The organism is Paenibacillus pabuli NBRC 13638 (assembly GCF_001514495.1).
Taxonomy (GTDB): domain Bacteria; phylum Bacillota; class Bacilli; order Paenibacillales; family Paenibacillaceae; genus Paenibacillus; species Paenibacillus pabuli.
In genome coordinates, this window is sequence record NZ_BCNM01000004.1 from 38,554 (window position 1) to 64,491 (window position 25,938).

General features: G+C 48.3%; 21 protein-coding genes. 7 read left to right on the plus strand and 14 right to left on the minus strand.

The features are described from left to right. Nucleotides 1-112 precede the first annotated feature (112 nt). The gene (locus PPA03S_RS07320) at nucleotides 113-1,387 is read right to left on the minus strand and encodes an ABC transporter substrate-binding protein (protein ID WP_062321354.1); all 1,275 of its coding nucleotides are present in this window, start codon (nucleotides 1,385-1,387) and stop codon (nucleotides 113-115) included. Nucleotides 1,388-2,080: 693 nt separating this feature from the next. On the opposite strand from PPA03S_RS07320, the gene PPA03S_RS07325 reads away from it, so the two are divergent. The 5 genes from PPA03S_RS07325 (at nucleotide 2,081) to PPA03S_RS07345 (ending at nucleotide 8,333) form a co-directional block, all read left to right on the plus strand. Beyond that, on the plus strand, nucleotides 2,081-2,848 hold the full coding sequence (locus tag PPA03S_RS07325) for a GTP cyclohydrolase II (RefSeq protein WP_062321355.1): 768 nt from the start codon (nucleotides 2,081-2,083) through the stop codon (nucleotides 2,846-2,848). Between the two features lie 271 nt (nucleotides 2,849-3,119). Continuing rightward, complete coding sequence (locus PPA03S_RS07330) at nucleotides 3,120-3,698, plus strand: glycerol-3-phosphate responsive antiterminator (protein ID WP_062321358.1); 579 nt, start codon at nucleotides 3,120-3,122, stop codon at nucleotides 3,696-3,698. 23 nt (nucleotides 3,699-3,721) lie between these two features. Continuing rightward, nucleotides 3,722-5,209 carry a glycerol kinase GlpK gene (glpK, locus tag PPA03S_RS07335; RefSeq protein WP_062321359.1) on the plus strand — a complete coding sequence of 496 codons (1,488 nt, stop codon included), beginning with the start codon at nucleotides 3,722-3,724 and terminating at the stop codon, nucleotides 5,207-5,209. A 392-nt stretch (nucleotides 5,210-5,601) separates the two neighbouring features. Then, on the plus strand, nucleotides 5,602-7,260 hold the full coding sequence (locus PPA03S_RS07340; RefSeq protein ID WP_062321361.1) for a glycerol-3-phosphate dehydrogenase/oxidase: 1,659 nt from the start codon (nucleotides 5,602-5,604) through the stop codon (nucleotides 7,258-7,260). A 68-nt stretch (nucleotides 7,261-7,328) separates the two neighbouring features. Then, entirely contained in the window at nucleotides 7,329-8,333 is a 1,005-nt protein-coding gene (locus tag PPA03S_RS07345) for a Gfo/Idh/MocA family protein (protein ID WP_062321363.1), read from the plus strand. 117 nt (nucleotides 8,334-8,450) lie between these two features. Here PPA03S_RS07345 and PPA03S_RS07350 read toward each other — a convergent pair whose 3' ends face one another. Further along, nucleotides 8,451-8,738: a winged helix-turn-helix transcriptional regulator gene (locus PPA03S_RS07350; protein WP_062321783.1), complete on the minus strand. Its 288-nt coding sequence runs from the start codon at nucleotides 8,736-8,738 to the stop codon at nucleotides 8,451-8,453. Nucleotides 8,739-9,151: 413 nt separating this feature from the next. Here PPA03S_RS07350 and PPA03S_RS07355 point away from each other — a divergent pair, with 413 nt between their 5' ends. After that, the gene (locus PPA03S_RS07355) at nucleotides 9,152-9,538 is read left to right on the plus strand and encodes a DoxX family protein (protein WP_062321365.1); all 387 of its coding nucleotides are present in this window, start codon (nucleotides 9,152-9,154) and stop codon (nucleotides 9,536-9,538) included. Between the two features lie 106 nt (nucleotides 9,539-9,644). Here PPA03S_RS07355 and PPA03S_RS07360 read toward each other — a convergent pair whose 3' ends face one another. From PPA03S_RS07360 to PPA03S_RS07370, 3 genes are all read right to left on the minus strand, one after another. Continuing rightward, nucleotides 9,645-10,163 carry an AbrB/MazE/SpoVT family DNA-binding domain-containing protein gene (locus PPA03S_RS07360; protein WP_062321367.1) on the minus strand — a complete coding sequence of 173 codons (519 nt, stop codon included), beginning with the start codon at nucleotides 10,161-10,163 and terminating at the stop codon, nucleotides 9,645-9,647. A 103-nt stretch (nucleotides 10,164-10,266) separates the two neighbouring features. Continuing rightward, complete coding sequence (locus PPA03S_RS07365) at nucleotides 10,267-10,947, minus strand: CidB/LrgB family autolysis modulator (RefSeq protein ID WP_062321369.1); 681 nt, start codon at nucleotides 10,945-10,947, stop codon at nucleotides 10,267-10,269. Then, on the minus strand, nucleotides 10,944-11,315 hold the full coding sequence (locus PPA03S_RS07370) for a CidA/LrgA family protein (protein ID WP_062321371.1): 372 nt from the start codon (nucleotides 11,313-11,315) through the stop codon (nucleotides 10,944-10,946). Before PPA03S_RS07370 ends, PPA03S_RS07365 begins: the two co-directional genes overlap by 4 nt. A 288-nt stretch (nucleotides 11,316-11,603) precedes the next feature. Between PPA03S_RS07370 and cidR the strand changes: the two genes are divergently transcribed. Beyond that, nucleotides 11,604-12,488 (plus strand): cidABC operon transcriptional activator CidR, encoded by an 885-nt coding sequence (gene cidR / locus PPA03S_RS07375; RefSeq protein ID WP_062321373.1) that lies wholly within the window; start codon nucleotides 11,604-11,606, stop codon nucleotides 12,486-12,488. A 184-nt stretch (nucleotides 12,489-12,672) separates the two neighbouring features. Here the strand turns inward: cidR and gcvPB are convergent, their stop codons facing one another. The 9 genes from gcvPB to PPA03S_RS07420 form a co-directional block, all read right to left on the minus strand. Beyond that, the gene (gene gcvPB, locus PPA03S_RS07380; RefSeq protein ID WP_062321375.1) at nucleotides 12,673-14,250 is read right to left on the minus strand and encodes an aminomethyl-transferring glycine dehydrogenase subunit GcvPB; all 1,578 of its coding nucleotides are present in this window, start codon (nucleotides 14,248-14,250) and stop codon (nucleotides 12,673-12,675) included. 27 nt (nucleotides 14,251-14,277) lie between these two features. Further along, nucleotides 14,278-15,678: an aminomethyl-transferring glycine dehydrogenase subunit GcvPA gene (gene gcvPA / locus PPA03S_RS07385; RefSeq protein WP_062321377.1), complete on the minus strand. Its 1,401-nt coding sequence runs from the start codon at nucleotides 15,676-15,678 to the stop codon at nucleotides 14,278-14,280. Nucleotides 15,679-15,727: 49 nt separating this feature from the next. After that, nucleotides 15,728-16,510: an SDR family NAD(P)-dependent oxidoreductase gene (locus tag PPA03S_RS07390; protein ID WP_062321379.1), complete on the minus strand. Its 783-nt coding sequence runs from the start codon at nucleotides 16,508-16,510 to the stop codon at nucleotides 15,728-15,730. Further along, nucleotides 16,503-19,628 (minus strand): beta-galactosidase subunit alpha, encoded by a 3,126-nt coding sequence (ebgA, locus tag PPA03S_RS07395; protein ID WP_082704051.1) that lies wholly within the window; start codon nucleotides 19,626-19,628, stop codon nucleotides 16,503-16,505. Before ebgA ends, PPA03S_RS07390 begins: the two co-directional genes overlap by 8 nt. 31 nt (nucleotides 19,629-19,659) lie before the next feature. Next, nucleotides 19,660-20,472, minus strand: a complete 813-nt coding sequence (locus PPA03S_RS07400) for a carbohydrate ABC transporter permease (protein ID WP_062321381.1) — start codon at nucleotides 20,470-20,472, stop codon at nucleotides 19,660-19,662. After that, complete coding sequence (locus PPA03S_RS07405; RefSeq protein WP_062321383.1) at nucleotides 20,472-21,458, minus strand: carbohydrate ABC transporter permease; 987 nt, start codon at nucleotides 21,456-21,458, stop codon at nucleotides 20,472-20,474. The genes PPA03S_RS07400 and PPA03S_RS07405 overlap by 1 nt, the downstream gene beginning before the upstream one ends. Nucleotides 21,459-21,482: 24 nt before the next feature. Beyond that, nucleotides 21,483-22,745 carry an ABC transporter substrate-binding protein gene (locus tag PPA03S_RS07410; RefSeq protein ID WP_062321385.1) on the minus strand — a complete coding sequence of 421 codons (1,263 nt, stop codon included), beginning with the start codon at nucleotides 22,743-22,745 and terminating at the stop codon, nucleotides 21,483-21,485. Nucleotides 22,746-22,874: 129 nt separating this feature from the next. Beyond that, nucleotides 22,875-24,059: a response regulator transcription factor gene (locus tag PPA03S_RS07415; protein ID WP_062321387.1), complete on the minus strand. Its 1,185-nt coding sequence runs from the start codon at nucleotides 24,057-24,059 to the stop codon at nucleotides 22,875-22,877. After that, nucleotides 24,037-25,785, minus strand: a complete 1,749-nt coding sequence (locus tag PPA03S_RS07420; RefSeq protein ID WP_062321389.1) for a sensor histidine kinase — start codon at nucleotides 25,783-25,785, stop codon at nucleotides 24,037-24,039. The genes PPA03S_RS07415 and PPA03S_RS07420 overlap by 23 nt, the downstream gene beginning before the upstream one ends. Nucleotides 25,786-25,938 lie beyond the last annotated feature (153 nt).

Genomic DNA, 25,938 nt, shown 5'->3' on the forward strand with positions numbered 1-25,938 from the left:
TTTGCCGATCCAAATCTGGACTTGTCGTTCCGGGATCCGGAGTGAGGCGAGGTTCGGTTACAGCCATATGAATTCCTCCTTTGCGGATTGCCATCTCATAAGAGTGTCTGCGTTAACGCTGTAATTCCCGCTCAACACGATGCACCGTATCGGGCCAGACCTTTTCCGGGTTGGCATTTTGCTTCGCAATATCATTTAGCCGCCGAGTAATGATGTTGTGTACTGAAGGGTATCGTTCGCCAAAGAAAGCCTCTGGCACATGCTGTGCTGATTCGGCAAACACAGGCCCTGTCGCCTGCCCGCCAAAGAAGGGCTCTTCCTCTTTCATCGCCGGTGTATCAAACACGCCCGGAGCTGAAGGAAACAGGTTCAACGTCTTATACTGTTCAAGCTGGTTTTCCGGACTTTGCAGCCACTGGATGACTTCGAACGCTTCTTTTGGGTGTTTGCTCGACTTCAAAATGGACAGGAATGACCCGCCGTTATTGCCATCTCCGCCAGGAGCCCGAGTGACTCGCCACTTGCCCGCTGTATCCGGCGCAGCCTCCTGCAGTACCTGCTTCATCCAGACTGCCCCCACAAAGGAAGCAATCTCACCATTATTCATCGCTGCGTTCCAGCCTGGGGTCCAGCCGTCTGCATTGGCGAGCAGCCCTTTTTGCTTGAAGGATACGGCGGTATCCCAGCTCTGCTTGACGAGTGGTGAATCCATGCCGATAAACGAGCCGTCAGGACGGAAATACCGTTCGGTTCCTTGCGACAGCACCTGGTTGTAAACGGTCCCAATATTGTCGGTTAGAAATACCTTGCCTCCGAACTTCTCCTTGATCTGTTCTCCGGCAGCGGAATAGGCATCCCAGTTGTTGATCTGACGAGCCACTTCTTCAGGCTCGGAAGGCAATCCGGCTTCCTTAAACAGATCTGCACGGTAAAAGAGGGCTGTTGGTCCTGTATCCATGGGGAACCCGATCATCTGTCCGTCTGGTGTAACGCCTTGCTTCCATTTCCACTCCAGATATTGGTCTTCGACATCGCCCGCGCCGAGATCATACAGGTTATAGAAACGGTCCTCGCTGGGAAAGAGCTCCATGATCCAATCGTTCAATGCGACAATATCTGGCTCACCGGAGCGCGCAGCGAGTGTCGTTTTGAGTTTTGCCTTGAAATCACCACCGATTTTCTGGGCAGTCAGTTCAATATTGGGGAACTTTTCCTTGGCCTTGGCAATCAGCTTATCATCAATGGAACGGTTCCAGTACCATAATGTAAGCGCTACCTTTTTGTTGCTCGATGAATCGTTCTGTCCCGGCCAGATGGAGCATCCGCTCACCAGCATGACACAGACTAGCAGAATGGCTGTCCAGCATGTTCTTTTTCGGCGGATCATGTGATAACCCCCTCATCGTTAAGTTCGAGGCATGAAGTGCGATGGACTACAACATAAGTGTATGAGCAGTTTATAAACTCATACCCAATATTCCTGAAATGAAACACAAATTTGTGTCGGTCACGTATCATAAATTTATTATATGAAGGAAAGAAGACCCTCTCCTCAAAAGCTTTAGCTTTAGGCGGGGGATAAATCGCTATCTTTTTGTACTCGAAACCGAACGTATGTGCTATAATAAAGAAACATTAAGGATGTTGCCATATAGATCGTAATATCTTCGAGAACTGTGGGAACCACAGGAATAGCTTGGTCCACTTCGAACCAAGAGGTTCGATTACCCAAGAATCCCCCAACTTCAAGCGAAGGCTAAGTGGTGGGAGTGTTCAATAGTTACTTTAAAAACAAAAGTTACTTGACACAATATAATTTTTATTTTAAACTTGCTTACATAAAGTAACTAATGATGATGACAATAATATAGATAAGCATTTTGCATAATTCGATTCCCTACGCTAACGGGTGCAAGATATACACGAATAGGATCACTTCGATCTATATCTTGCTGATTAGAAGTCGCTTTAAGGATTTTTGCAAAATGCTCCGATACGTACGATATGCCTTCCAGTGATCCTTTTTTTGTCTGGGGCGCGAATCAATCAATATAAGATGGCTTAACAGGAGGAACTACTAATGATTAATTCTCATATTATTCAACTGCTTGCCCCCAAAATTCAGACTTTTCCGAGTGGAAAAGAGTTTATATACCTCGTTGGGCCGATTAAGCTTCCGGTGAACCTCGATGGCGAGACACATACCTTCCAGTGGTACAGCTGGATGAAATCGGAGAAAGCCATGGAGAGCGGCGAGTTGATTGAATCGCTCGCTACTGCCGAACTGGCAGAACGTCAGCAATCCAGCGTACTGGTATACGGTGACTTTGCCGAAGCCCAGGAAGCGCTGATTCGGATGCACAGCATCTGTCATACAGGCGATATTTTTGGCAGCAAACGCTGTGACTGCGGCTTCCAACTGGAGCAATCCATGAAGATGATTGCAGCTCACGGAGCAGGCGCACTGTTCTACTTGGCGAATCATGAGGGCCGCGGTATCGGTCTGTTCAGCAAAGCGATGGCATACCTGCTGCAAGAGGAAGGTCTGGATACCGTTGATGCCAACCTGCAACTTGGGTTCACAGACGATGCTCGTAATTATGATGATGCCATTGCCGTATTGCGGGCGCTTCGTTCAGCACCTGTTACATTGATCACCAACAATCCGCGCAAGCTGGCTGCTTTGCAGGAAGCGGGACTGAATGTAGGTGGACGTGTTCCGCTGTGGGGGGATCGTTCGGCCTTCAACGAAAAATATTTGCAAACCAAAGTGAGCCGTTCCGGTCACTTGGCAGAAACGGATGGCTGGGCAGGAGAGGAAACCTTGCTTCCGCACGCCCAGGCTTAAAATAAAGGCTGATCCTGATCGATTATGTAAAATGATTTTGCCTTAAAGCCTGTTTGTCATACTGTTTCATAGACAGGACAGTTTAAGCTGTTTGTGTATGCCCTTCTGGGGATTACATGAACAGCTTTTTTGACTTTAGAGAGAGTTTAGAGAACGGAACGGTTCAGTTCAGTCTCAAGCAGGAAATCATCTTACAATCCTGGCTTCGCTTGCCGTTCACACCATACGGACTATACAATATAGGCATCTGATGTATGCGGGAGGAACGAAGGTGCCATTTGAGGGACAGTATGTGTTACCGGCTGCCAAGAGCATGAAGCAGTTCGAGGCGATGATAGAAGGCCCTTACACCTATGGGGTTGTGCTGGATACGCACATCGCGCAGCTTCACAGTGTGCTGGAGGAAGCGCGGCGGCATGACAAGAAAATATTACTGCATGCCGATCTGGTGCAGGGGCTGAAGAACGATGAATATGCCGCAGAGTATTTATGCCAGCATATTCGCCCGGCAGGACTGATCTCGACGCGAGCCAGCGTAATTCAGAAGGCGAAACAGAAAGGAATCACAGCGATTCAGCGTGTTTTTCTGCTGGATACGAATGCGTTGGAGAAAAGTTATCTTTTGCTGTCCAAGACCCAGCCGGATTATATTGAAGTACTGCCTGGTGTTATCCCGCATATTATTGCAGAAGTATCCATACGGACAGGTATACCCATCATTGCAGGCGGGTTGATCCGCTCACCGGAAGAGGTTGAACTGGCGCTGAAGGCCGGAGCTACCGCGGTAACCACTTCCAACGTAGACCTGATTCGGCACTACAAGAAATCGCATACAGAATATAAGCAGTAATCCCACAACAGGAGGTTGTCTGTATGGAAAAATATATGTTGGCTCTAGATCAGGGGACGACGAGTTCCCGGGCTATTCTCTTTAACCGAAGCGGGGAGATTGTGCATATTGCACAGCAGGAATTTCCGCAGTACTTTCCCAAGCCGGGCTGGGTGGAGCAGAACGCCAATGAAATCTGGAGCTCCATTCTGGCGGTAATGGCTTCGTGCCTGGCGGAAAGTGGAATCAAGCCGGTTCAGATTGCCGGTATCGGCATTACGAATCAGCGGGAAACGGTTGTGGTATGGGACAAAGAAACAGGCCGCCCCATCTATAACGCAGTAGTCTGGCAGTCCAGACAAACGGCTGATATCTGTGAGGAGTTGAAGACGAAGGGACTGGGAGACCTTTTCCGTCGCAAAACAGGTCTACTCATTGACCCTTACTTCTCGGGAACCAAGGTAAAGTGGATACTGGATCATGTGCCTGATGCCCGGGAACGTGCAGAAAAGGGTGAACTTCTCTTTGGTACGATTGACAGCTGGCTGATCTGGAAGCTGAGCGGCGGTACACATGTCACCGATGTATCCAATGCTTCCCGTACCTTAATGTACAACATCTATGATCTGCAATGGGATGACGAATTATTGCAGATCCTGAATATTCCCAAAGCGATGCTGCCGGAGGTGCGGGGTTCATCCGAGGTGTACGCACATACGGTCGACTATCACTTCTTCGGTCATCGGATTCCGATTGCCGGAGCGGCAGGAGATCAGCAGTCGGCATTATTCGGTCAGGGCTGTTATACGAAGGGCAGCATGAAAAATACGTACGGCACCGGTTGCTTCATGCTCATGAATACCGGAGAACAACCGGTCCAGTCCGAGCATGGGCTGATTACAACCATTGCCTGGGGCATGAATGGCAAGATCGAGTATGCGCTGGAAGGCAGCATTTTTGTCGCCGGTTCGGCGGTACAGTGGCTGCGTGACGGTTTAAGGATGCTTCGTTCCTCCAAAGACAGTGAAGACTATGCGGCACGTGTACCCTCTACAGACGGCGTATATATGGTGCCTGCATTTGTGGGCCTGGGGAGCCCTTACTGGGATAGTGAGGTGAAGGGAGCGGTATTTGGCTTGACGCGAGGAACGACCAAAGAGCACTTTATTCGTGCAACCCTGGAAGCGCTGGCGTATCAGACCAGGGATGTGCTGGAAGCCATGGAATCCGATTCAGGTATTCCGGTGAATGCCTTGCGCGTGGATGGGGGAGCAGCGGCTAATGATTTTCTGATGCAATTCCAGAGTGACATTCTGAATATCCCGGTGGAGCGTCCCAATGTGAACGAAACGACGGCATTAGGTGCGGCTTATCTGGCAGGACTTGCAGTTGGCTATTGGAATAGCGCGGATGAATTGGCGAATCACGAGAATACGGAGCGTGTCTTCCATCCGGTTATGGCTGAGGAAGAGCGCACCGGGCTGTATGCAGGATGGCAGCGTGCGGTGAAGGCAGCGATGGTCTTCAAATGAGTGGATAATACGTGAGATGGGCATTTGTACTTTTTCGTTAAACTTCTACAATAAATGATATTTATTGGTGGAAAATGATGCATAACTTACAGGGTTTATTTTCCTGGGCAAGGTAAAACATATATCCACTAAAAGGAAAAATAAAGGATTAGTGGATCAGTTTGAAATTCCATCCGCAGACAGAACAACTTTTTGAAATTTTTTTGAATAATGTGTCATTTCAGGCCTTCACGCCGCCGGAAATGTGTGATAGGATTAAGTCACAAGTTAAAAAATGATGTCTGGAGATCGGGAGAGACCACGTGCCGCTCAGCAATTGCTGAAGCGAATGACGTGGTCTTTTTTTTGTGCTTTTGGGAGCAATACAGAGGTAATGAATGGGAGGAATCAGGATGACAGCATCGTTCTCGGCGGAAAAACGTACGAAATATCTGGATCAGATGGCGAATGCACATTTTGACATATTGATTATTGGTGGGGGAATCACGGGCGCCGGAATTGCACTGGATGCAGCATCCCGCGGATTGAAGACAGCACTGGTGGAAATGCAGGATTTTGCAGCAGGCACATCCAGCCGTTCTACCAAGCTGGTGCATGGCGGTCTGCGGTATCTGAAGCAGTTTGAAGTGAAAATGGTGGCTGAGGTGGGACGGGAGCGAGCGGTGGTATACGAGAATGGACCACACGTGACGACACCCGAACCGATGCTGCTCCCCATCTATACGGCAGGTACCTTTGGCCGATTCAGCACGTCCGTTGGCCTGATGGTATATGACCGGCTTGCAGGTGTGAAGCGGAGTGAGCGGCGCCATATGTTAAATGCCGGAGCCGTCTTAGACAGTGAGCCCTTGCTGCGCAAGGATGGATTGCTGGGTGGTGGACGCTATGTGGAATACCGAACGGACGACGCCAGGCTTACGATTGAAGTGTTGAAGGAAGCCGTACAGCGCGGTGCACAAGCCGTGAACTATGTAAAAGCAGCAGGATTTCTGAAAGAGAATGGGGTTATTGTAGGCATTCAGGCTATGGACCAGATTAGCGGTCAATCTTATGAGATGCGGGCAACCAAGGTGATTAATGCGTCCGGTCCATGGGTGGATGAGCTGCGGAAGATCGATGGTTCACGTCAAGGGAAAACGTTGCAGATGACCAAGGGTATTCATCTTGTATTTGACGGTACACGTTTCCCGTTAAGGCAGGCGGTATATTTTGATACACCGGATGGACGAATGGTCTTTGCTGTCCCGCGTGATGGTAAAACCTATGTAGGAACTACAGATACGGTCTTCGAAGATGATCCTGCACACCCGTTAATCTCCGAGGCAGATCGTGATTACATCATCGATGCCGTCAATGGTATGTTTCCAGACGTGCGAATTCGTGCAGAGGATGTGGAGTCCGGTTGGGCGGGAGTACGCCCGTTGATTCATGAGGAAGGCAAAGGGCCTTCCGAAATTTCACGCAAGGACGAAGTATGGGTAGCCCCGTCGGGATTGATTACCATTGCCGGGGGCAAATTAACCGGATACCGCAAAATGGCCGAGATGGTTGTTGATCTGGCTGCACGTCAATTAGAGCAGGAGACAGGGAAATCCGCTGGCCCTTGTATAACAAAAGAGATGCCGATCTCCGGGGGAGATGTGGGAGGCTCCGCTAATTTTGGTGCGTATGCTGAACGCAAGATCAAGGACGGGATCGCACTGGGACTCGACCGGTCAGCTGCAGAGCGATTAGCCCGCAGATATGGTTCCAATGTGGATGCGGTGTACGAGCGAATGCCTGATCCGCGGGCAAAAGCCGAACTGCACGGTATGCCACAGGAACTGATGCTGATGCTGAGTTATGCCATTGACGAGGAGATGGCCGTGACACCTTCAGACTTTTTGGTGAGACGAACCGGGGACTTGTTTTTCCGCATTGACGAAGTACGTCAACATAAAGCGGCAGTTATTCAGTACATGGCTGAACGTCTGGATTGGCGGGAGGACCAAGCGTCACGGTATGCGAATGAACTGAATCAGCTGCTCTTGGAAGCATCGGGCCAAATGTAATGCAGGATTTCTCATTCGGGGGTCGAATGGAACATGTAAGCGTGTAACAAGGAGAGGGGATTACATCTATGACTTTACAGATCGGAATCATTGGAACAGGTTGGTTCAGCAAAGTACATGCAGATATTCTGGCACGAATGGAAGGCGTTCGGGTAGCCGCTGTCTGTGGAACAACGCTGGAGAAGGCGGAGGCCATGGCTTCCGTCTATGATGCAGTTGGCTACGGTGAACTTGAACATATGATGGATACTGAAAAGCTGGATGCGGTCTACATCTGTGTACCCCCGATGTCTCACGGATCAATTGAAGCTGAATTAATTCGCCGAGGTATCCCGTTCCTGGTGGAGAAACCGCTGAGTACAGGCATGGATATACCTCGTCAGGTGTTGGATCAGATACAGAAGTCGGGATTGTTAACATCGGTAGGTTACCATTTTCGTTATCAGGAGGCTGCACAGGTACTGAAACAAGCGATGCAGGAACAGACTGTTGGCATGGCGCTCGGACGCTGGATGGGTGGAATGCCAGGGGTCGCCTGGTGGCGTCGTCAGGACGGCTCCGGTGGGCAGTTTGTCGAACAGACGACCCATATCGTGGATTTGCTGCGGTATTGTGCGGGCGAAGTGACAGAGGTGTACGCTGCAGCGGCCCAGCGCAGCATGCATGAGAAGCATGAACATGTCACGGTAGCCGATGTGGCGAATGTAACGCTTAAGCTGGAAAGTGGTGCTATTGCGAGCATTGCCAACACCTGCCTGCTGCCAGATGGTGAAGGCGGCGCAGGGCTCCAGTTTTACACGACTGCCGGAGTCTGGGATTGGACGCCTGATCGTCTCCTTCTGCCAAGTGCTGCTCCTCATGCGATGGCAGGTTTGGAGATATCAGCAGGGCATAATCCGTATGAACGGGAAAATGAAGCGTTCATTCACGCCCTTCGTACCGGCGACCGTTCACGGATCTTATCTGATTATGCGGATGCATGCCGCACACAGGAGATTACAACGGCAGCCTTGGTTTCGGCAGACTCCGGGCTGCCGGTACGGCTTCAGCCATCCAAACATCTCTCGCATTAATCGTTTTTTATACGTAACGAAAAATGTGAACCCGCGACAAAGACGCCTGAATCTCGAACTGATCCTTAGATCAGTTCGATTCAGGCGTCTTTGTGTTGAACATGAAATAGAATCTGGCTACTTAGTAGACTGCTGCTGCTTCAACCAGTCTGAGGACCAGTTGTAAATCTGGTTAATGACGGGTTCAATGGCTCTGCCTTTGGGCGTCAATTCATACTCTACGCGAGGCGGGATTTCAGGATACATATGCCGGGTTACGATCCCTTCCATTTCCATTTCCTTCAGACGTTCGGATAGCAATCGACCGCTTATCGCCATTTCCGCTTCCAACTCAGTGAATCGTTTGGGTCCGGATAACAGTTGGTACATGATGAGCAGTACCCACTTCTTACCGATGATATCCATGGCCTGAGTAATCAGGCAGGGACTAGGCGATTTTACTTTTCTCAGCTTCAACGTGTTCACCTCGATTCAAGGATGGGTGGATTTGTTCGTATATATAAAAGTGCTTGGCTTTCTGCCGCTCTGACCAAAGTAAGGGACAATGAAGTCAATAGGTTCATACGAATCATGCTATAACAACCTTTTTAATCTATTATACACTATTCGTCAAAAAATTACTTGAATAAATAATGTTATTATTATATACTCACTTCATAAAAGTAAGTAAATGATTATTAATATGTATAATATCAACACATACTATTTCGCAATGCAAATTTCTAAATTTTAAAATAGAGTTACGCTGTAACTTTTACATAGATTGCTTTTTATACAACAGATCGATACGAACGATTATTTACTGGAGGGTTATACATATGAGTAATGGCTTGAAAATTTTGGGGTATATCGCACTGATTGTGCTTGCTGGTGTATTTGTGATGTCAGGGTTGAACAAGGTCAGTGGATCAGAGATGATGATACAGACTTTCAAAGGTTTCTCCTACCCTACCTGGACGATGTATCTGATCGGAGCAGTGGAGCTGCTCAGTGCTGCAGGTTTGCTGATTCCTCGTACTCGTATTCTGGCTTCGGGGGTACTGACGTTTATTATGATCGGGGCTGTGGGAAGTCATCTGATCTATGGACAATATGCAGCTATTCCTTTTCCGGGAGTATTGCTGGTTGCCAACATTGTTGTTCTGATTATGGGCATGCGTAAACTGGAAGCAGAGGAATTGGATATGGAAGCCGTTCAGGTCTAAGGGTATAAAAAAAAGAAGAACCCACGGAGTTCAAAGGGTTCTCTTGCAACGGGACTTCCTGAAACGGAAGGTCTCCTGATTATAAATAATCGAATAAATTCCTAATTTATAGTAGTTTTTTAAGTTGGGAGACGCGTCCTTGGCTAATACCTAGCTTTTCCGCAATTTGCTGTTGAGCCAAACCGGGATTCTGTTCAACAATTTCCTTCATCTGTTGCAGCATGCGTGCCGTTTTTGGCCGCAGGTCCGGGTACTCTTGGTTGGCAGTTGTAGTCCCTTCTTCCAATGCAGGAGATGAGACCGTGGCGGATTCGGCAGCAGGACGCTCCACGGGAGCAGGAGCCTGTTTGTTCTGAGGAGCGAACCATTCGGGAGTGTCATCCGGGTGTTTTAATTGAATTGCACAAGTCCGGCAAATGAATTGCTCTTTGAAATACATTTCCGTATCCACATCACCGCAAAAAATACACAACGTTGATTTGTACTTTCTTAAAATCAACTCTTTCCCTTCAATGAAAAACTCGAGCGGATCGCCGATATGGATTTCCATCGTATCCCGCATTTCTTTGGGAAGGACAATTCGTCCAAGGCGGTCCAGAGATCTCTTCATTCCGGTTCTTTTCATCGCATCTCCCCCGCAATATTCAATTAAAACCTGTCCTTATTGTAAGGAAGAAAGGGCTTTAATACAACAATAATATTTCAAAAAATAGGGTTAATTCTATCTTTTATGGGAAAATAAGTTTGGAGAGCGCGGGTGCAACCGCCAATGTGAACAATGCAGCCAGTACCATGGAGATACTGGAGATGGTACCTGTCAGTGAACTGAGCTCGAATGCCTTGGATGTTCCTGTTCCGTGGGCACCGGTTCCAAGCAGCGTCCCGCGTGCAATCTCACCATCGATGCGCAGCATTTTAACAATGGAAGGCCCCATGATCGCCCCGAGCAGACCAGTCATAATGACGAAAACTGCCGTAACGGCCGGAATGCCTCCAATCGTAGCCGAAACGTTCATCGCAATGGGAGTTGTAATCGATCTTGGGATCAAACTATGAATAAGTCCGGAATCTAGGCGCAGCCATTTGGCCAGCAAGGCAGACGAGAGGACCGCCACCACGGAGCCTGTCATGACGCTGAAGACAATCTCGGAAATATGTTTTTTGAGTACATGGAAAAACGTATAGAGCGGTACGGCAAAGGCTACCGTTGCTGGTTGAAGAAGCAGACTTAACCATTTGCCACCATTGCTGTAGGCCGCGTAGTCCGTACCGGTTGCGAGCAGCACGCCCACCACCAGAAGAGGCGTAATCAGCAGCGGGGACAGATATACTTTGGGCAGGCTGCGATACATGCGTTTGGCGACCCAGTATATACCGACAGTTAACAAGAGGCAGAGAAATCCAATCATCCGGTGTGACGCTCCTTTCGTTTGGCGATTCGGGTGGCTACAAGGCCTGTGCAGGCCATGACCAGAAATGTACTAAGCAGAACAATAAACAGAATTTGAAGACCGTCATGCTCCAACATGGGCATGTAGTTCATAATACCGACGGCTGACGGGATGAAAAACAGTAATAGCTCACCGAGCAGCCAAGCGGCTCCAATTTCGATCCAGCGCAGCTTCACAACCCGGGTCTGAAGCAAAATGAACAGTACAACCATGCCAAGTATGGAACCGGGCACAGGCAGATGGAGAGCACGGGCCAACGGGTCCATGAGCAGTGAAAAGGCCATCAAGAGCGCAACTTGCAAAATGCCAAGGCCCCATTTCTTCACTTTAATCCCTCCTTGTATAATTAACGTGATGATTTTTGAGTTTTTCATGAAAATGAATGGAAGCTTTGCTTGAATCAATTTCATAACTCACTAAAAGTGAATTTATGTAACTAGATATAGACAAATTGAATCATTTTGATCTATATCTAGCCCTGATTGAAGCAGCTAAAGGTATTATGAAAATGATTTACTTGATATCACAAATTTTACATCGCATTCTTTCATGAGTAAAATGCATATTAAGAATGTTTATCATTCCATTTATCTATGGGAGATGAAAATTAGACGATGGATATCCGCCATTTGCAATATTTTTTGGAAGTCGCTCGGCAGCAAAGCTTCACCAAAGCAGCCGAAGTGCTGTTTATTACACAACCGACGATTAGCAAAACCGTCAAAAGCCTGGAAGACGAACTGGGTGTAACTTTATTCGATCGTTATGGGAAGAAGGTGGCACTGACCGATGCGGGTCATGTCTTTTTCCGGCAGGCGTTGGAGATTGAAAAGTCATTTCGCAGCCTGTCGTCCGAGCTGGACGATCTGATGAATCTGAAGAAAGGGCATCTGCGGATCGGTTTGCCACCGATGGTAGGATCCAGTTTTTTTCCAATGATTATCGGTGAATTTCACAAAGCCTACCCGCAGGTGACCATTCAGCTGTTCGAGGATGGGGCGAAAAAAGTGGAGGCCGACGTGATTAGCGGTGCACTGGATATTGGTGTTGCCGTTCTTCCAACAGTGGATGAACTGGTGGATCATTTTGTTTTTGTAAAAGAGAAGCTGAATCTGCTTGTACACCCTTCACATCCGCTTGCAGGTAAAGAATCGGTGGCACTCCGTGAACTGGAGCATGACGCATTTGTGCTGTTTCGAGAGGATTTTGCACTGCATGACCGGATTATCGCAGCCTGCCAGCATGCGGGATTTCAGCCCCGGGTGGTGTATGAAAGCTCTCAATGGGATCTGCTCAGTGCGATGGTAGCGGCCAATCTGGGAGTGGCATTGCTGCCAGAGACGATCTGCCGCGAGGTGGATCATATGCGTGTACGCATTATACCTGTGGTCGAGCCCGTAATCCCGTGGCAGCTCGGCATGATCTGGCGGAAGGATCGCTATCTGTCTTTTGCCACCAGAGAATGGATCGGCTTCACACAGTCCATGCTGAGTGAATAAGAAAATCGGTGTAAACGGGGAAGAGAAACCGGAGAGATCGTTATCTTAACTCCACTGAAAGCTATAGAATCATATTAAAAAGACCCTCAACACGGTTGAGGGTCGTTGCTTTTCTGTCTATTTATAGAACGAGTAATATTAATGTTCCTCTATATAAACCATAAGAGTAGGTGCTGCGTACAAGCTAATGTTGTTTCTGAAGTTCTGGCTGTGTTTTCTTCAAATACGCACGCCAAGTAATACACCACTGCTTCGGATCGTCCAAAGATGATTCGTCATTGCGATGCACCGTGCTGCTGTGCGGAGCGGATTTGACGATATCTGGCTGTGTATAGGCCTCGTTCGAGATATGCTCCAGCGCATGGATATATTCGTCGAGATCTTCCTTGGAATAGGATTCAGTTGGCTCCAATGTGAACGGCTGTGGAACTATATATGGGTGGTGAGAGGTCCAGTAATGCAGACCGAAGTCACACATTCTCCGTGTAATATCCTCCGTCGTTACTCCAGTCTCATCGGTGAGCTGCTTCCAGCTGTAGCGGACCTGTTCTAGACGACGTCCTTGGACATACGGGGCACTCGCTCCGCGTATTTGAACAATTTTATGATATAAATAGTTGTTATTCAGCACAGCAACCTGGGCAACATCCTTCAGACCGTCCGGTCCGAGACTCATAATCCAGGCGTAGGAGCGGAGTACGGTTTGGGCTACGCCGTGAAAGCTGCGCACTTTACCTATGCTGACTTCCGTTTGATCTTTCAAGATATACCGTCCGCCCGCTTCCTTCTCCACTAATGGCCCAGGCATAAAACTCTTCAGGGCGTCTGTCACCCCGAGAGCGCCCGTTGCAGGACCACCGCACATATGGGGCGCAGCAAAGGTTTTGTGAAGATTGAAAAAGCACATATCAAAACCCGCTTCCTTCGCTCGTGTAATCCCGAGCAGGCCATTGGCATTAGCCTGGTCATAATAGCAGACACCACCAGCTTCGTGCACCACATCCGTAAATTCGCGGATACGATGGTTATAGATGCCTGTATCCTCCGGATTAGCTACAACAAATCCAGCTGTCCGCTCGGAGACAACGTTCTTCAGCTTCTCAAGGTCCGGGAACCCATCTTCGTCTGGATGCAATGTAATAATCTTGTATCCCTTAACGGCAGCTGTAGCGGCCTGGGAAGGGTGAGAGAAGATCGTTGTAATGATCTCATCACGCTGCTCACCTTCACCGCGTGAATCATGATAGGCGTGGACGATGGAGGCCATAGCCAGAAGTGCCTGGGTTCCGCTACTCGGTTGAAAGGAGAAAGCATCCATACCGGAAATCTCACGCATTGCCAGATCAAGATTATGGAATATTTCCAGCATCCCCTGAACAGAATCCACATCCTGTAAGGGATGAAGCTCGGTCATACGGGGATTGCGGATAAGCATTTCGTTAATCCGGGGAATATATTTCATCGTGCAGGTTCCCTGGCCAATTTCCACGTTCATATCCGACCCCAACGTTTCCTGGGATAATCTCAGATAATGGCGCAGTACCTTTGCCTGCCCGATTTCTGGCAAAGCAGGAATAGTGCGCCGCCACATGGATGCCGGTATGTTGTCTTCCGCGGAGCCCACTTCAGCAGCTACAGCCGTTTCCGTTCCCGGCGGGATGACGCCCCGCTCTCCTGGCCGGTGAAGTTCAAAGATAACGGGCTCATCCCATTTCGCTTGGTGAAACTTACGAACCTTATGATCTCTGCGAATCCGTTTCATGGCGTTCAGTCCTCCTCTATATGATCATTATGATGTGCTGACAATGGAACGAAGAGCATCGACAAGTCGGTCCAAATCCGCCTGGGCATGCGTTTCCGTGACGCAGTAGAGTGCGCATTGACCCCACGCTGGATAAGATAAAGATAAATCCTTACCTCCGAAAATCCCTGCCTCCATTAATCTCTGGTTGATCTTCTCAACGGTTAGACCTGTATCATTAAAATCAATAACAAATTCTTTGAAAAAGTTGCCACTTCCAAAGCGAAGAGACACCCCTGGAATTCGTGATATCTGCTTCGCAGCGTAATGAGATTTCTGGATAATCGTGCTACCAACCTCTTGCATCCCGACAGGACCGAGGAGGGCCAGATATACTCCTGCCGTAATGCCCCATAAAGCCGTCTGAGTCCCTACCGATTCCTTGCCTTTCTCCCGAAGAGCGAATGATGTACGTTCATAGGCAACATCTCCGAAGCCGTATTCGCCTTCCGCCTCGGTTGGCACGATGCCAAATAGTCGAGAAGGGTATTCCATGACATACTTTTCCTCATCACGTGTTGCGATGAAGCCAGCCTGCCCACCGCCAAAGTTCATATGCATACCCAGCGGCTGTAAATCTCCGCAAATGATATCCGCCCCGTAACGGCCTGGAGGCTCCAGAACTCCAAGTGATATGGGGTCAACACCTACAATAGAAACAGCGTTTACCTTATGAGCCAGCTCAGATATCTCAGCTCCCTGATCCTCAATGATTCCAAGGTAACCGGGATTTTCAAAATAAATCGCCGCGATATCGTCATTTAATTTGCTGCGTAGATCATTTAGATCCATTCGTCCTGTCACCTGATCGATGTCAACATACTGGAGATCCATGACCGGGGTGCAGTAATTACGAATAATTGCCGCCTTATCCGGATCTACAGAACGTGGGAGCAGCACGATTTTTCGCCCTGTAATACGTCCCGCCATGCGGATCGCGGTGGAAGCCGCCTGAGCCCAGTCAAAGGTTGGTACATTCACGACATCCATGTCCACGAGCTCGGCAAGCAAGCTCTGATACTCGAATAGGGCCTGGAATCGACCATGGTCTTCATAAGGTTCTCCGGCATAGGCCGTCACGAATTCAGAACGCTGATTAATCTCGTCGCATACGGCTGGGATGAAATGCTGCCAGCATCCTGCACCCAGAAAATTAAGATAATCAGCACTGTGCTTGTTCTTCGCCAGCAGTCCATCAATATGTCGGCGCAATTCGTATTCGTTCATGGCTGGCGGTAGGTACATCTCCCGCTGCAGCTTCAGGCTGTCAGGAATTGCATCATGGAGTTGCTCCATAGATGTTAAACCAATTTCTTTCAGCATCGCGTCCCGGACCTCCGGAACGGTATTTGGAATATAGGGATGGGCAGATGTTCTGTTGTCAGCCACAATTAACGCCTCCGTTCATATGTTGGGAAAATAATCTTTCTTATCCGCCCTAAGCGATTCCGCCTCCGTCAACGACCAGCACACTACCCGTTACCCATGAGGACAAGTCACTCGCCAGGAACAATACGGCATTCGCGATATCACGCGGTGTACCTAGACGCTCCAACGGTCTGCCTCCTGCAGAGGCAACCAGAAATGCTGACTCATCCTGCTGCAGCTGCTTCGCTTCGTCACGCAAGAGCGGCGTATCCGTATCCCCTGGTGATACACAGTTGACTCGAATGTTCGCCCCTCCATGGTCGATAGCCATGGCACGCGTCAGATTAACAACGCCTGCCTTTGCGGCACAATACGCTGCTGCTCGGTCTCCACCTTTCAGTCCCCAACCTGAGCCTGTGTTAATGATGCTACCGCCACCGCTTTGCTCCATAATGGGAATTACATATTTAGAGAGGAGGAAGACGCCTTTGAGTGAGACATCAAGTACAAGATCCCAATCTCTTTCATCCAACTCGGTAACCGTTTTGCGGCGAATAACCCCTGCATTATTGAACAGGACATGAATCCCTCCAAGAGCTGATTTGATCTCTGAGGCTGTGCGTTCGCAGTCTGCAGCAGAGGTTACGTTGCAGCAGTAAAAGCTGGCCTGACCACCCTGTTCGCGGATACCTGCGACGGCCTCGTTACCCGCCGCCTCATTAATGTCAATCAAGACAGCATGTGCCCCGAAGCTCGCCAGAAGCTCAGCGGTGGCCAGCCCAATGCCTGATGCTCCGCCAGTAACAACAGCTACCTTGCCAGATAAATTCAAAACATCCTGTGTATTAAGCATGTTGATCTTCCTCCATTTCATATTGCATCGCTTCTGTACTCATTCGGCGGCTCAGCCTTGTAGGAGCGTTATCCTCCGCCATATACGCCTGAAGCAAGATGCGGAACCGGAACGCTTCCGGCTTAACTGTATTCTCAGAGGACTGTGCTGGGCCGCAGCTGTTACTTCCCAGACCATTCTGTCGGTAATCCAGATTCAGAGTAATGAAATCACGAGGTATCAAATCGCTCATATGTTGCGCCTTCTCCAGATCACCGTCCGTGTAATGTCTGGCGCTGAAATCGAGCGTTGGCGCTCCTGTCGCTAGCAGACCAATTCCTGCTCCATCGACGATTGACACCCACCTAACATCTGTCCGATTTCCGTTCTCCTGGGGATAGATATACGACGTGAACAATCCATCTACACTGCTCTGGTATACTCCGAAGCGTCCGGCCTCCCGGCTATCCGAATAGCTCTCTCCCGGCCCGCGGCCATACCACTTCACACGGTCCATATCACCGGGAACTTCCATCTGAAGACCGATTTTCGGGAGCATGGCGGGTGGTGTTCCTTCCGGCATTCCCTTCACATCTATCATGATTAGTCCACTTGCAGTAACTGTATAGGACGTTTCACACCGGAAGCCCCAATCGTGGACGGGTGGTGCTATGCGAGAAGTCCAGAAAACACGTACTGACGTTTCATCCAGTTGCTCCCAACGAAAATCGTCTATCCGCTCGGTCAGTCGATCGAGGTGTGCCTTGCGCCAATCCGGGAGCACATACATATCGTTATCAATCGGAGCGCGCCAGAAATTCAGTCGTGGTCCATGTTGAATGAGCTCCTTTCCGTTCAGGCGAAGGGACGTAAACCCTGCACGTAGACGATCAAAAGAAATACGGAAACTGTCATTCGCAATGACTAGCTCGCGTCCTTCTTCGGTAACTGACAATTTCTGCTCTACAGACAGCTGCGACAAGGAAGATGCGGCTGAGCTTGAATGACTCGGCAGTGCGAACTGTGCCCAAGCTACTTCATGCCCTTGCTCCGCCCAAGCACAGTCAGCTTCCAGCGTGAATCTGACATTCAGCCACATCTCCGTACGCTGATCGAGAAGGATCGACTGCAGATCTATTAAATTTGGAATGAACAAGTCTGCGCTATCTCCTGGGTCAACCTGAGGAAGTACGAGTACACCGCTGGTAAACGTTCGTCCATCAGCCGTGACACTGTAGTGGGCCTGCAGATGATCCAGTGTCACGAAATCATAACGGTTTGTTACGCGAATCTTTCCTGCATCTATCATTTTGACCCTCACAGGTTCGATGATTTTCTTATATTCAATGAGTCCCGGAGAGGGGGTGCGGTCTGGACGAACCAACCCATCAATAACAAAATTACTGTTATTCGGTACATCACCGTAATCGCCGCCGTAAGCATAGTCAACCTTGCCATCGATTAATTTTTTGCTAAGTCCATGATCGATCCATTCCCAGACAAAACCGCCTTGAAGGCGCCGATAAGTATCAAATGTGTCAAAATACGCCCGTAACCCTCCGGGTCCATTGCCCATTGCATGAGCGAATTCGCATAGAATATGAGGCTTCGGATGATCCGTTAGCTGGCCGAAACCTTCCATTTTCTCCACGGAGGAATACATCGTGCTCACCACATCACATACTTCCGCTTCACGGTCTTCTTCATAATGAATAAGTCGTGTGGAATCATTGGCTTTGCACCACTCAGACATCGCGCGGAAATTGCAGCCGAAGCCCGATTCATTGCCAAGCGACCAGAAAATTACGGAAGGGTGATTCTTGTCGCGTTCCACCATACGGCGGATACGGTCAACGTAGGCATCCTTCCAAGCCGGGTCGTCGCTAAGACGTGAAATATTGCCCAGCGGCTCAAAGCCGTGCGTTTCCAGGTCCGTCTCTTCCATAACATATAACCCATACTCATCACATAGATCATAGAATCGCGGGTCGTTTGGATAATGTGCCGTCCGCACGGCATTGATGTTGTGCTGCTTCATCATTAGGATATCTTCGCGCATGGTGGATACCGTTACGGTTCGTCCCGTATCTGGATGATGGTCATGTCGGTTCACGCCTTTGAGAAGAATCGCTACGCCATTAACCAAGAACTGTCCATCCCTGACCTCCACACGGCGGAACCCGACTCTTTGGGCAATCGTTTCTATAACTTGATTCTTCGAATCTACTACCGAAATGATCAGATGATATAAATAAGGAGATTCGGCATTCCATAAGGAAGGCTCCGCCACAGGCAGATTGAACTCGATACTTGAAGGATGGTTTAAATTCTTCTCAGCAGACAGGATCTGCGCTCCAATTTTATTCAGTAGTTGTAACTGTATTTTGCCCTGAACTTCTTCTCCATCAAGGTCTAAGCGGACCGACAGTACCGCATTCGTAAACTCTGTATCTAGCTCTGTTACGATTCGGTAATCTGTAATGCGTAACGCTGAAGGCTCGGAAACCAGATAGACATCCCGGAAAATGCCACTCATCCACCACATATCCTGATCCTCCAAATAACTACCGTCAGACCACTGGTAAACCCGGACTGCCAATCGGTTAACTCCCGCCTGCAGGTAAGGGGTCAGATCAAATTCCGATGTCAGGCGGCTGCCTTGGCTGTACCCGACAAACGAACCATTCAGCCATACATGAAAGGCACTATCCACACCGTCAAACTTAAGTGAAACAACTCTTCCGTCCCAATGGTCTGGCAGCGTGAATTCCCTTACGTAGCTACCCGTTGGATTATCATTAGGTACATGAGGAGGATCGACAGGGAATGGGTAGTACAGGTCCGTGTAATGCGGATTTCCGTAGCCTTGCAACTGCCAATGGCCAGGGACAGGGATATCATCCCAACCCGAGGTGTCGTATTCATTTTGATGAAAATCCGGGGGGGCCAGCTCAGGCCCATCAGCGAATTGAAATTTCCAAATGCCGTTCAACGATTTGAACCACGGAGAGCTTCCTCTGTCATAGCTCAGAGAATCTTCTTTATTGGAGTGAGGAATAAAATAGGAGCGACTCTTCGCGCGGTTTCTCTCCAGCACGCTGAGATTATCCCAGTCGCGCCCAATGTTCATAACAGTCATGATCGTCATTCCCTTCCTCTATCTGTGTGTCCTATCCTTTAATACCTGTCGTGGCAATTCCGCCGACAATGTACCGCTGGGCGAAGAAAAAAATCGCAAGCGGCGGAATCGAAATTAAGCAGGTGATGGCCATGATGGATTGCATATCAACACCGTACATGCCCTTAAATTGAGATAGGCCAAGCGTCAACGTATATTTTGTCTGATCATTCAGGAAAATGAGCGGTCCCAGATAATCATTCCAACAACTCATGAACTGGAATACGGAAACCAGAATCAGCGAAGGTCCCATTAGCGGCACAATGATTCGAAGCAGAACCGTCATTTTACTAGCGCCGTCAATCGTCGCTGCTTCATCCAGCTCACGGGGCAGGGTCATAATGAACTGCCGTAACAAAAAGATATAATAGGCAGAGCCAAACCACGACGGAATAATCAGAGGTTTAAGAGTGTTGATCCATCCCAGATAGTTGAATTCCATATACTGCGGAATCATGGTTACTTCCCACGGGATCATCATGGTCGCCAGAACGACAAGAAATAGGAAATCACGCCCTTTAAACTGAAATCTGGCGAAGCCGTAAGCGACGAGCGTACAGGATATCAGCTGGCCTATGGTAGATAAAACCGTAACGAGCAGTGTGTTTTTTAAAAATAAATTAAAGGGCTGGATGTTCCATGCCTCTGCGAAGTTACTGAATTTCCAGTCGGACGGAATCCATTTGGGAGGAAACAGATAAAGCTCCTGCGGTGATTTCAGTGCCGTGGTCACCGCCCAGAAGAGTGGGGCGATGAACAGCAGTGAGAAAACGATCAGCAACACGTAAGCAAATACTTTTTTCATCAGGCCCGCCCCCTTTTACTGGTTTTAAGCTTCTTCTGCGGATTCTTTTTCATCTCACCTTCATAGAACACCCAGGCTTCCGAAGATTTGAATACCAGAAACGTCAAGGTAAGCACGATCAGAAACATAAACCAGGCGTTGGCGGCAGAGTAACCCATTTTTAAATATTTGAAAGCGTTCTCATACATATACATCGCATAGAAATAGGTTGATTTCATTGGCCCGCCTCCCGTAAGTAGCAGGGCAAGAGTTAACTGCTGGAATGCTGCAATAATCGATGTGATGAGGTTGAACAGAATGGTTGGTGTAATCATCGGAATGGTTACACTCAAGAACTTTCGGATTCTACCTGCTCCGTCGATTGAAGCGGATTCGTACAGGTCCTTGGGAATTCCTTTAAGTCCAGCCAGGAAAATAAGCATCATGGACCCCTGTCCCCAGAGGCTGGCAACGACCATCGCAACAAGCGACCAGTTCGTATCATTCAGCCAATCGGGCCCCTGGATGCCAAGGACAGACAAGAAATAGTTCAGAATTCCATAGTCTCCGCTGTATACCCAGGACCAGATCATAGCAAGCGCCACACCTGAGATGACAGAGGGGAGATAAAATGCCGTACGGAAAATGGCGCTTCCTCTAACCCTTTGGTTTAGCAGCATCGCAAGTCCGAGTGCGACTATAATATTAAGGGGAACGAAGAGGGCTGCAAATTTCAGTGTTACAAATAAAGATTTCCAAAAAAGCGGATCATTCGAAAACATCTCCACGTAGTTGTCTAGCCCGATAAAAGTTACCTTACCGACGATTGGCCAATCAAAAAATGAAATGACCAGTGAGAACAGCAGGGGACCTAAAGTGAAAACAACAAATCCAAATATCCATGGGAAGATAAAGAGGTAGGGCGCAAGCCCACCCCATTTGCGTTTTTTCAAGGCCTTAAGGGTAGCTGTCGGTTCCGATGTATTCTGCAGGTAGGTCTGAGCCATCTCCTAACCTTCTTTCTACAAGTGTTATTTCAAATATCGCTCGCTGTCCTTAACCGCCTGATTCAGTGCTTCTTGGGCATTGCTGCCGTGCATGACTGCTTCCACCGCAGCCGACAGCTGTCGGTTCACTTCATTCCACTTCGGATTGAGTAGAAATGCAGGTGTATTGTCCGAACGCTCAAGCATGGTGTAATAAGGCTTGTAGAGTGGGTCCTGATCCTTCTTGAGTTCGTTTACAACACTTTGTCGTACTGGCAGGTCAGCAACACGCATTTTGATCGATTCATTAGAGACATAAAATTTAACGAATTCCCATGCCAGGTCTTTGTGCTTGGAGTCTTTAGCAATAGACAGGGCGGATTCTGCCAGTACACCTTTAACCGGTTTGCCTGGGAAAGCTGGAATTTCGACCGTACCTACATCAACTCCCGCTTGTTTGAATGATTCGAGCGGCCAGATTCCGCTTTCCCACATGGCGATCTTACCGCCTTTAAAAATATCATCACCGCTTTGCTGGCCCTTACCACCTGTAAGTACGGCGGTACCGTTCTTCACCATATCACCAAACATTTGGATAGCTTCAGCGGTTTCTTTACTGTTCATGTAGCCTTCGATGGTTTTACCATCCGGGGAAATAAAGGAGCCGCCATTACTCCAGACAAAGCCCTGTAAGTCATACGTGTCATTCTCGGCACGAGCACCGAAGCCGTACTGCTTCTTGGAATTGTCCGTCAGCTTCTTAGCGATATCCTGGAATTCACTCCATTCCCATCCGTCTTTAGGATAAGGTACACCGGAAGCATCAAAGAGCTTCTTGTTATAATAGACGACACGAGTCGTGAACCCAGCCGGAATGCCATATAGCTTATCGTCGATTTTCCCATAGTTGAACAATCCTTTGTAAAAATCATCTATCTTCAGGTCTTGATCTTTTTCTGCGAAGCTATCCAGTGGTTCAAGAGATTGATGGTAGGTAGGGAAGTCCCACATGTACATGACGTCTGGCGGGTTACCCGCTCCGAACCCTGCGGCAAGCTTCTGGTCAAATCCGTCCGCATAGGCCTCAACCTGCACCTTTGTACCGGGATGTTCTGCTTCAAACTTTTTGGCGATATCCTGCTCAATTTTGAGCGCGTCCCCCGTGTCCCAGGTTGCAAAACGAAGCGTCTTCGTCTGATCCGAACTGCCGTTCTCCGGATTGGCTGTTCCAGCGTTACCGCTGCATGCAGACAGTATAGATACCATCAGCGTCGTTGCAAGGACAATGAGTGAAGTTCTCTTTTTCATATTGTCAGCTCCCTGTCAGTGAGGTTTATAATAATTGAACCGCTTTCATCGTAACTCGAATGAAAGCGGTTCAAAACGTGTATCTATTCGAATGTTGTTGTGATTTTGTTCGAATTATTGAAACAGGTGTCAATCTGTTCGGGACCTGTCGTCTTTTTGTTGGGCACGGTAATGGCTCGGTGTCTGGCCCGTACAGCGTTTGAACCATTTGCTAAAATATTTGCTATCGCCAAGTCCTGTCCGCTCCGCAATTTCCTGCATGGTTAGATTTGTATCCCGCAGTAAGCCATAAGCAAGGCGCAGTTTCCGTTTATATTTGAAGGCAATGAAACTATCACCGACAGCCTTCTTAAAGAGAATGGAGAAATGACTGCGGCTGAGCCCAACCTCTTCCGCCAGTTCGCTGGCTGACCAGTCAGCTGCGGGATTAGCATATAGTAGATTCACGGCTTTCCAGATCGAATCTGGCCAATGATTTACGGATATCCCATACAGTTTCTCTAGCTCAGCTTCTTTATGAAGGTTTTGGAACACCTGCTTCAGATCATCGCTGTGGAGCAAGGATTCTTTACGAGTCCACTTCAACTGACTGCATTTGCTCTTACTCTCTACCAGAAGGCTGTCTGCAGACCCTCGCAGCGTATCAGGAACGATCCAATAGTAGTATTCTTCTCCATAAGGAATGATCGTACCCTCGCGCATGCTGCGGTCATTCTTCTCAGCTTCTTGTCGCAGCTCGGTCCAAGATGCTCCGCATTCTGCCGTTCGAATCAGATATATTAACAGCGGCTGTCCATTAACATGCGATTGACCGCCATGCAGCTTCTCCAGCTCCTCTGGAAATTTACAGCTATGTCCGTTCAGCCATGCAAAGAGCAGTGTTTCCATACGTTCTTCATCTTTTGGAGAGGGGGGAGCGGAGACAGACAGTTCCTGCTGGAACTTCTTTAACATCTCTTCAAGTTCTTCGTCCTCAAAAGCGGTTTTCAAAAGATATCCGGATGCCCCAAGTTGAATTCCCTGCTGTGCGTATTCAAAATCTCGGTGGCAACTGAGCAGAATTATTTTGGTCTTCGCCGCCATCTCCTTTATCTTGCGAGACAGCTCGATGCCATCCATCTCTGGCATTACAATATCTGTTATTACAATTTCAGGCCGATGCTCCAGAAAGGCTTCCCAGGCTTTTTGTCCATTGGGCGCGTCAGCTATAACTTCCATTCCAAAGTTCTCCCAAGCTACGGTCGAACGTAGGCCTTTCCGTACAATGCTCTCATCATCTGCAATCAGCACCTTAATTCTCTTTGCTGTATCCATCCGGACGCTCCTCCTCTTTGGGCCAATGAATGACAATCGCTGTACCTTCACCCTTAGTCGAATGTACTGTAAGTCCGTACTGCGAGCCGAAATGCAGTTTGAATTTCTGGTCTGCGTTCTGGACGCCTAATCCTCCGCGACCACGACGTTTCGGATCTGGAACAAGCAAACGCTCCCGTTTTTCTTCCGTCATACCTGCTCCATTATCCCTGAGAATCAGCAGAAGCTCATTCCTTTCTATTACGGTGACATCCAGCTTAATTACACCTATTCCATCCGTGAAACCGTGGAAAAATATATTTTCAAACAGTGGCTGCAGAGTCATACGTGGGATCAGATACTGCTTCAGTGAGTCCTCACAATTCAGCTCATAGCTGAACACATTTCCATACCTGATCTCCTGAATTTTCAGGAAATGCTCAATCATGCGTAGTTCTCTGCCCACCGTGATCAGTTCCTGCGATATATCCAGATTTCCTTCCAGCACCATCGTTAAATGATATAACATCTGACGGATATCATCAGCCCCTTCCAGACGGGCCTTCCACTGAATGGAGTTCAACGTATTGAACAGCAGGTGGGGGTTAATCTGATAATGGAAAGCCTTCAGTTCCGCTTCCTTCTTGAGTCTTTCGCTCTGTTCCACTTCTTGTACAAGCGATTGGACGCCACTTACCATCCGGTTAAAACTCATATCAAGGCTACCTAGCTCATCTCTACCTTCGATTGGCATCCGTGTATCCAGCTTACCGAAGCTGACCTTCTGCATCGAATCCTTTAGCGTACGAATACGTGCTGTAAACCTCGATGAGAACAGATAGGCGAGTCCAAAGGCAAGCACACATGAAATAATGGCCACGACAATGGTATTCGACCGAATAATGCCCGAGGACAGGTAGAAGGCTTTGGCAGGTAATCTCGCTTCTATGGTCCACTGGTTCACGGCAAGCGTCCGAATCCATGTAATATCACTATCCTTCTTCGTAAAAGTGGATGCGCTTTCATATACAATTCTTCCGTCCGAAGCTTTAATGGTCAGATGCGACTTCGTATCTGTCTCAAACAGCTTGAACATATGGAGCAGTTCCTGCGCATTCTCCTCTATGAGTATGGTGCTGCCGTTTTGCGTTCCGTTGGAATTATGAATCGGCACAGCGAGCCCAAGGACGGGAAGATTCGAATCGCCTGAGCTGCTCATTGCGTGATTTTGCATATAAAAGCCAAGCCAGTATATTCCTTTATAAGAAGCGGGTTTTGTCTTCCATTCTGGAATATTTTTCAGCTTATCAACATTCAAATTGTTCTCTCCATAATAATAACCAGAGGGAGTAATGATATAGATTCCTGCGGTTAGATCCGTCCGGAGCGATTTGAGTAGGGCTTCAAAGTCATTCTTTTCAATGATTTCACTATAACTTACAGGTGCCTGATTTCTTAGATCTGCATGGGCGGGATCAAGTAAATACGAGTAGATCGTTTCACTCATTTGTTTCATTCGGCTTAAAGATGAACTTGTTTGTTGCTCCAACTGTGCTACGGCATTTTCACCATATTTGCCAAACTGGGAATTAATAATTTTGGCGGACTGGTAATATGACAACGCACCTAGCGATAGCAGAGGAATCAGAGTGACAATGAGAAAACAGAAGAGCAGCTTGGTCCGTATACTGCGATAGGAACCAGAGAAAATGCGTTTATTAAGCTGCCTGATCCATTGGACGTTCATAAACGATTTCCCCTCTCGCTATAACTACATCTACCTGCATTCTAGCATGGACAGATAGCCTATAGAAGAATCCAATCATTTCATGGTAACGCTTTCAATTTGTTGTGTGCAAATAAAATTTTTCGAAGAAACGGGAAAAGCACCTCCCCGGAA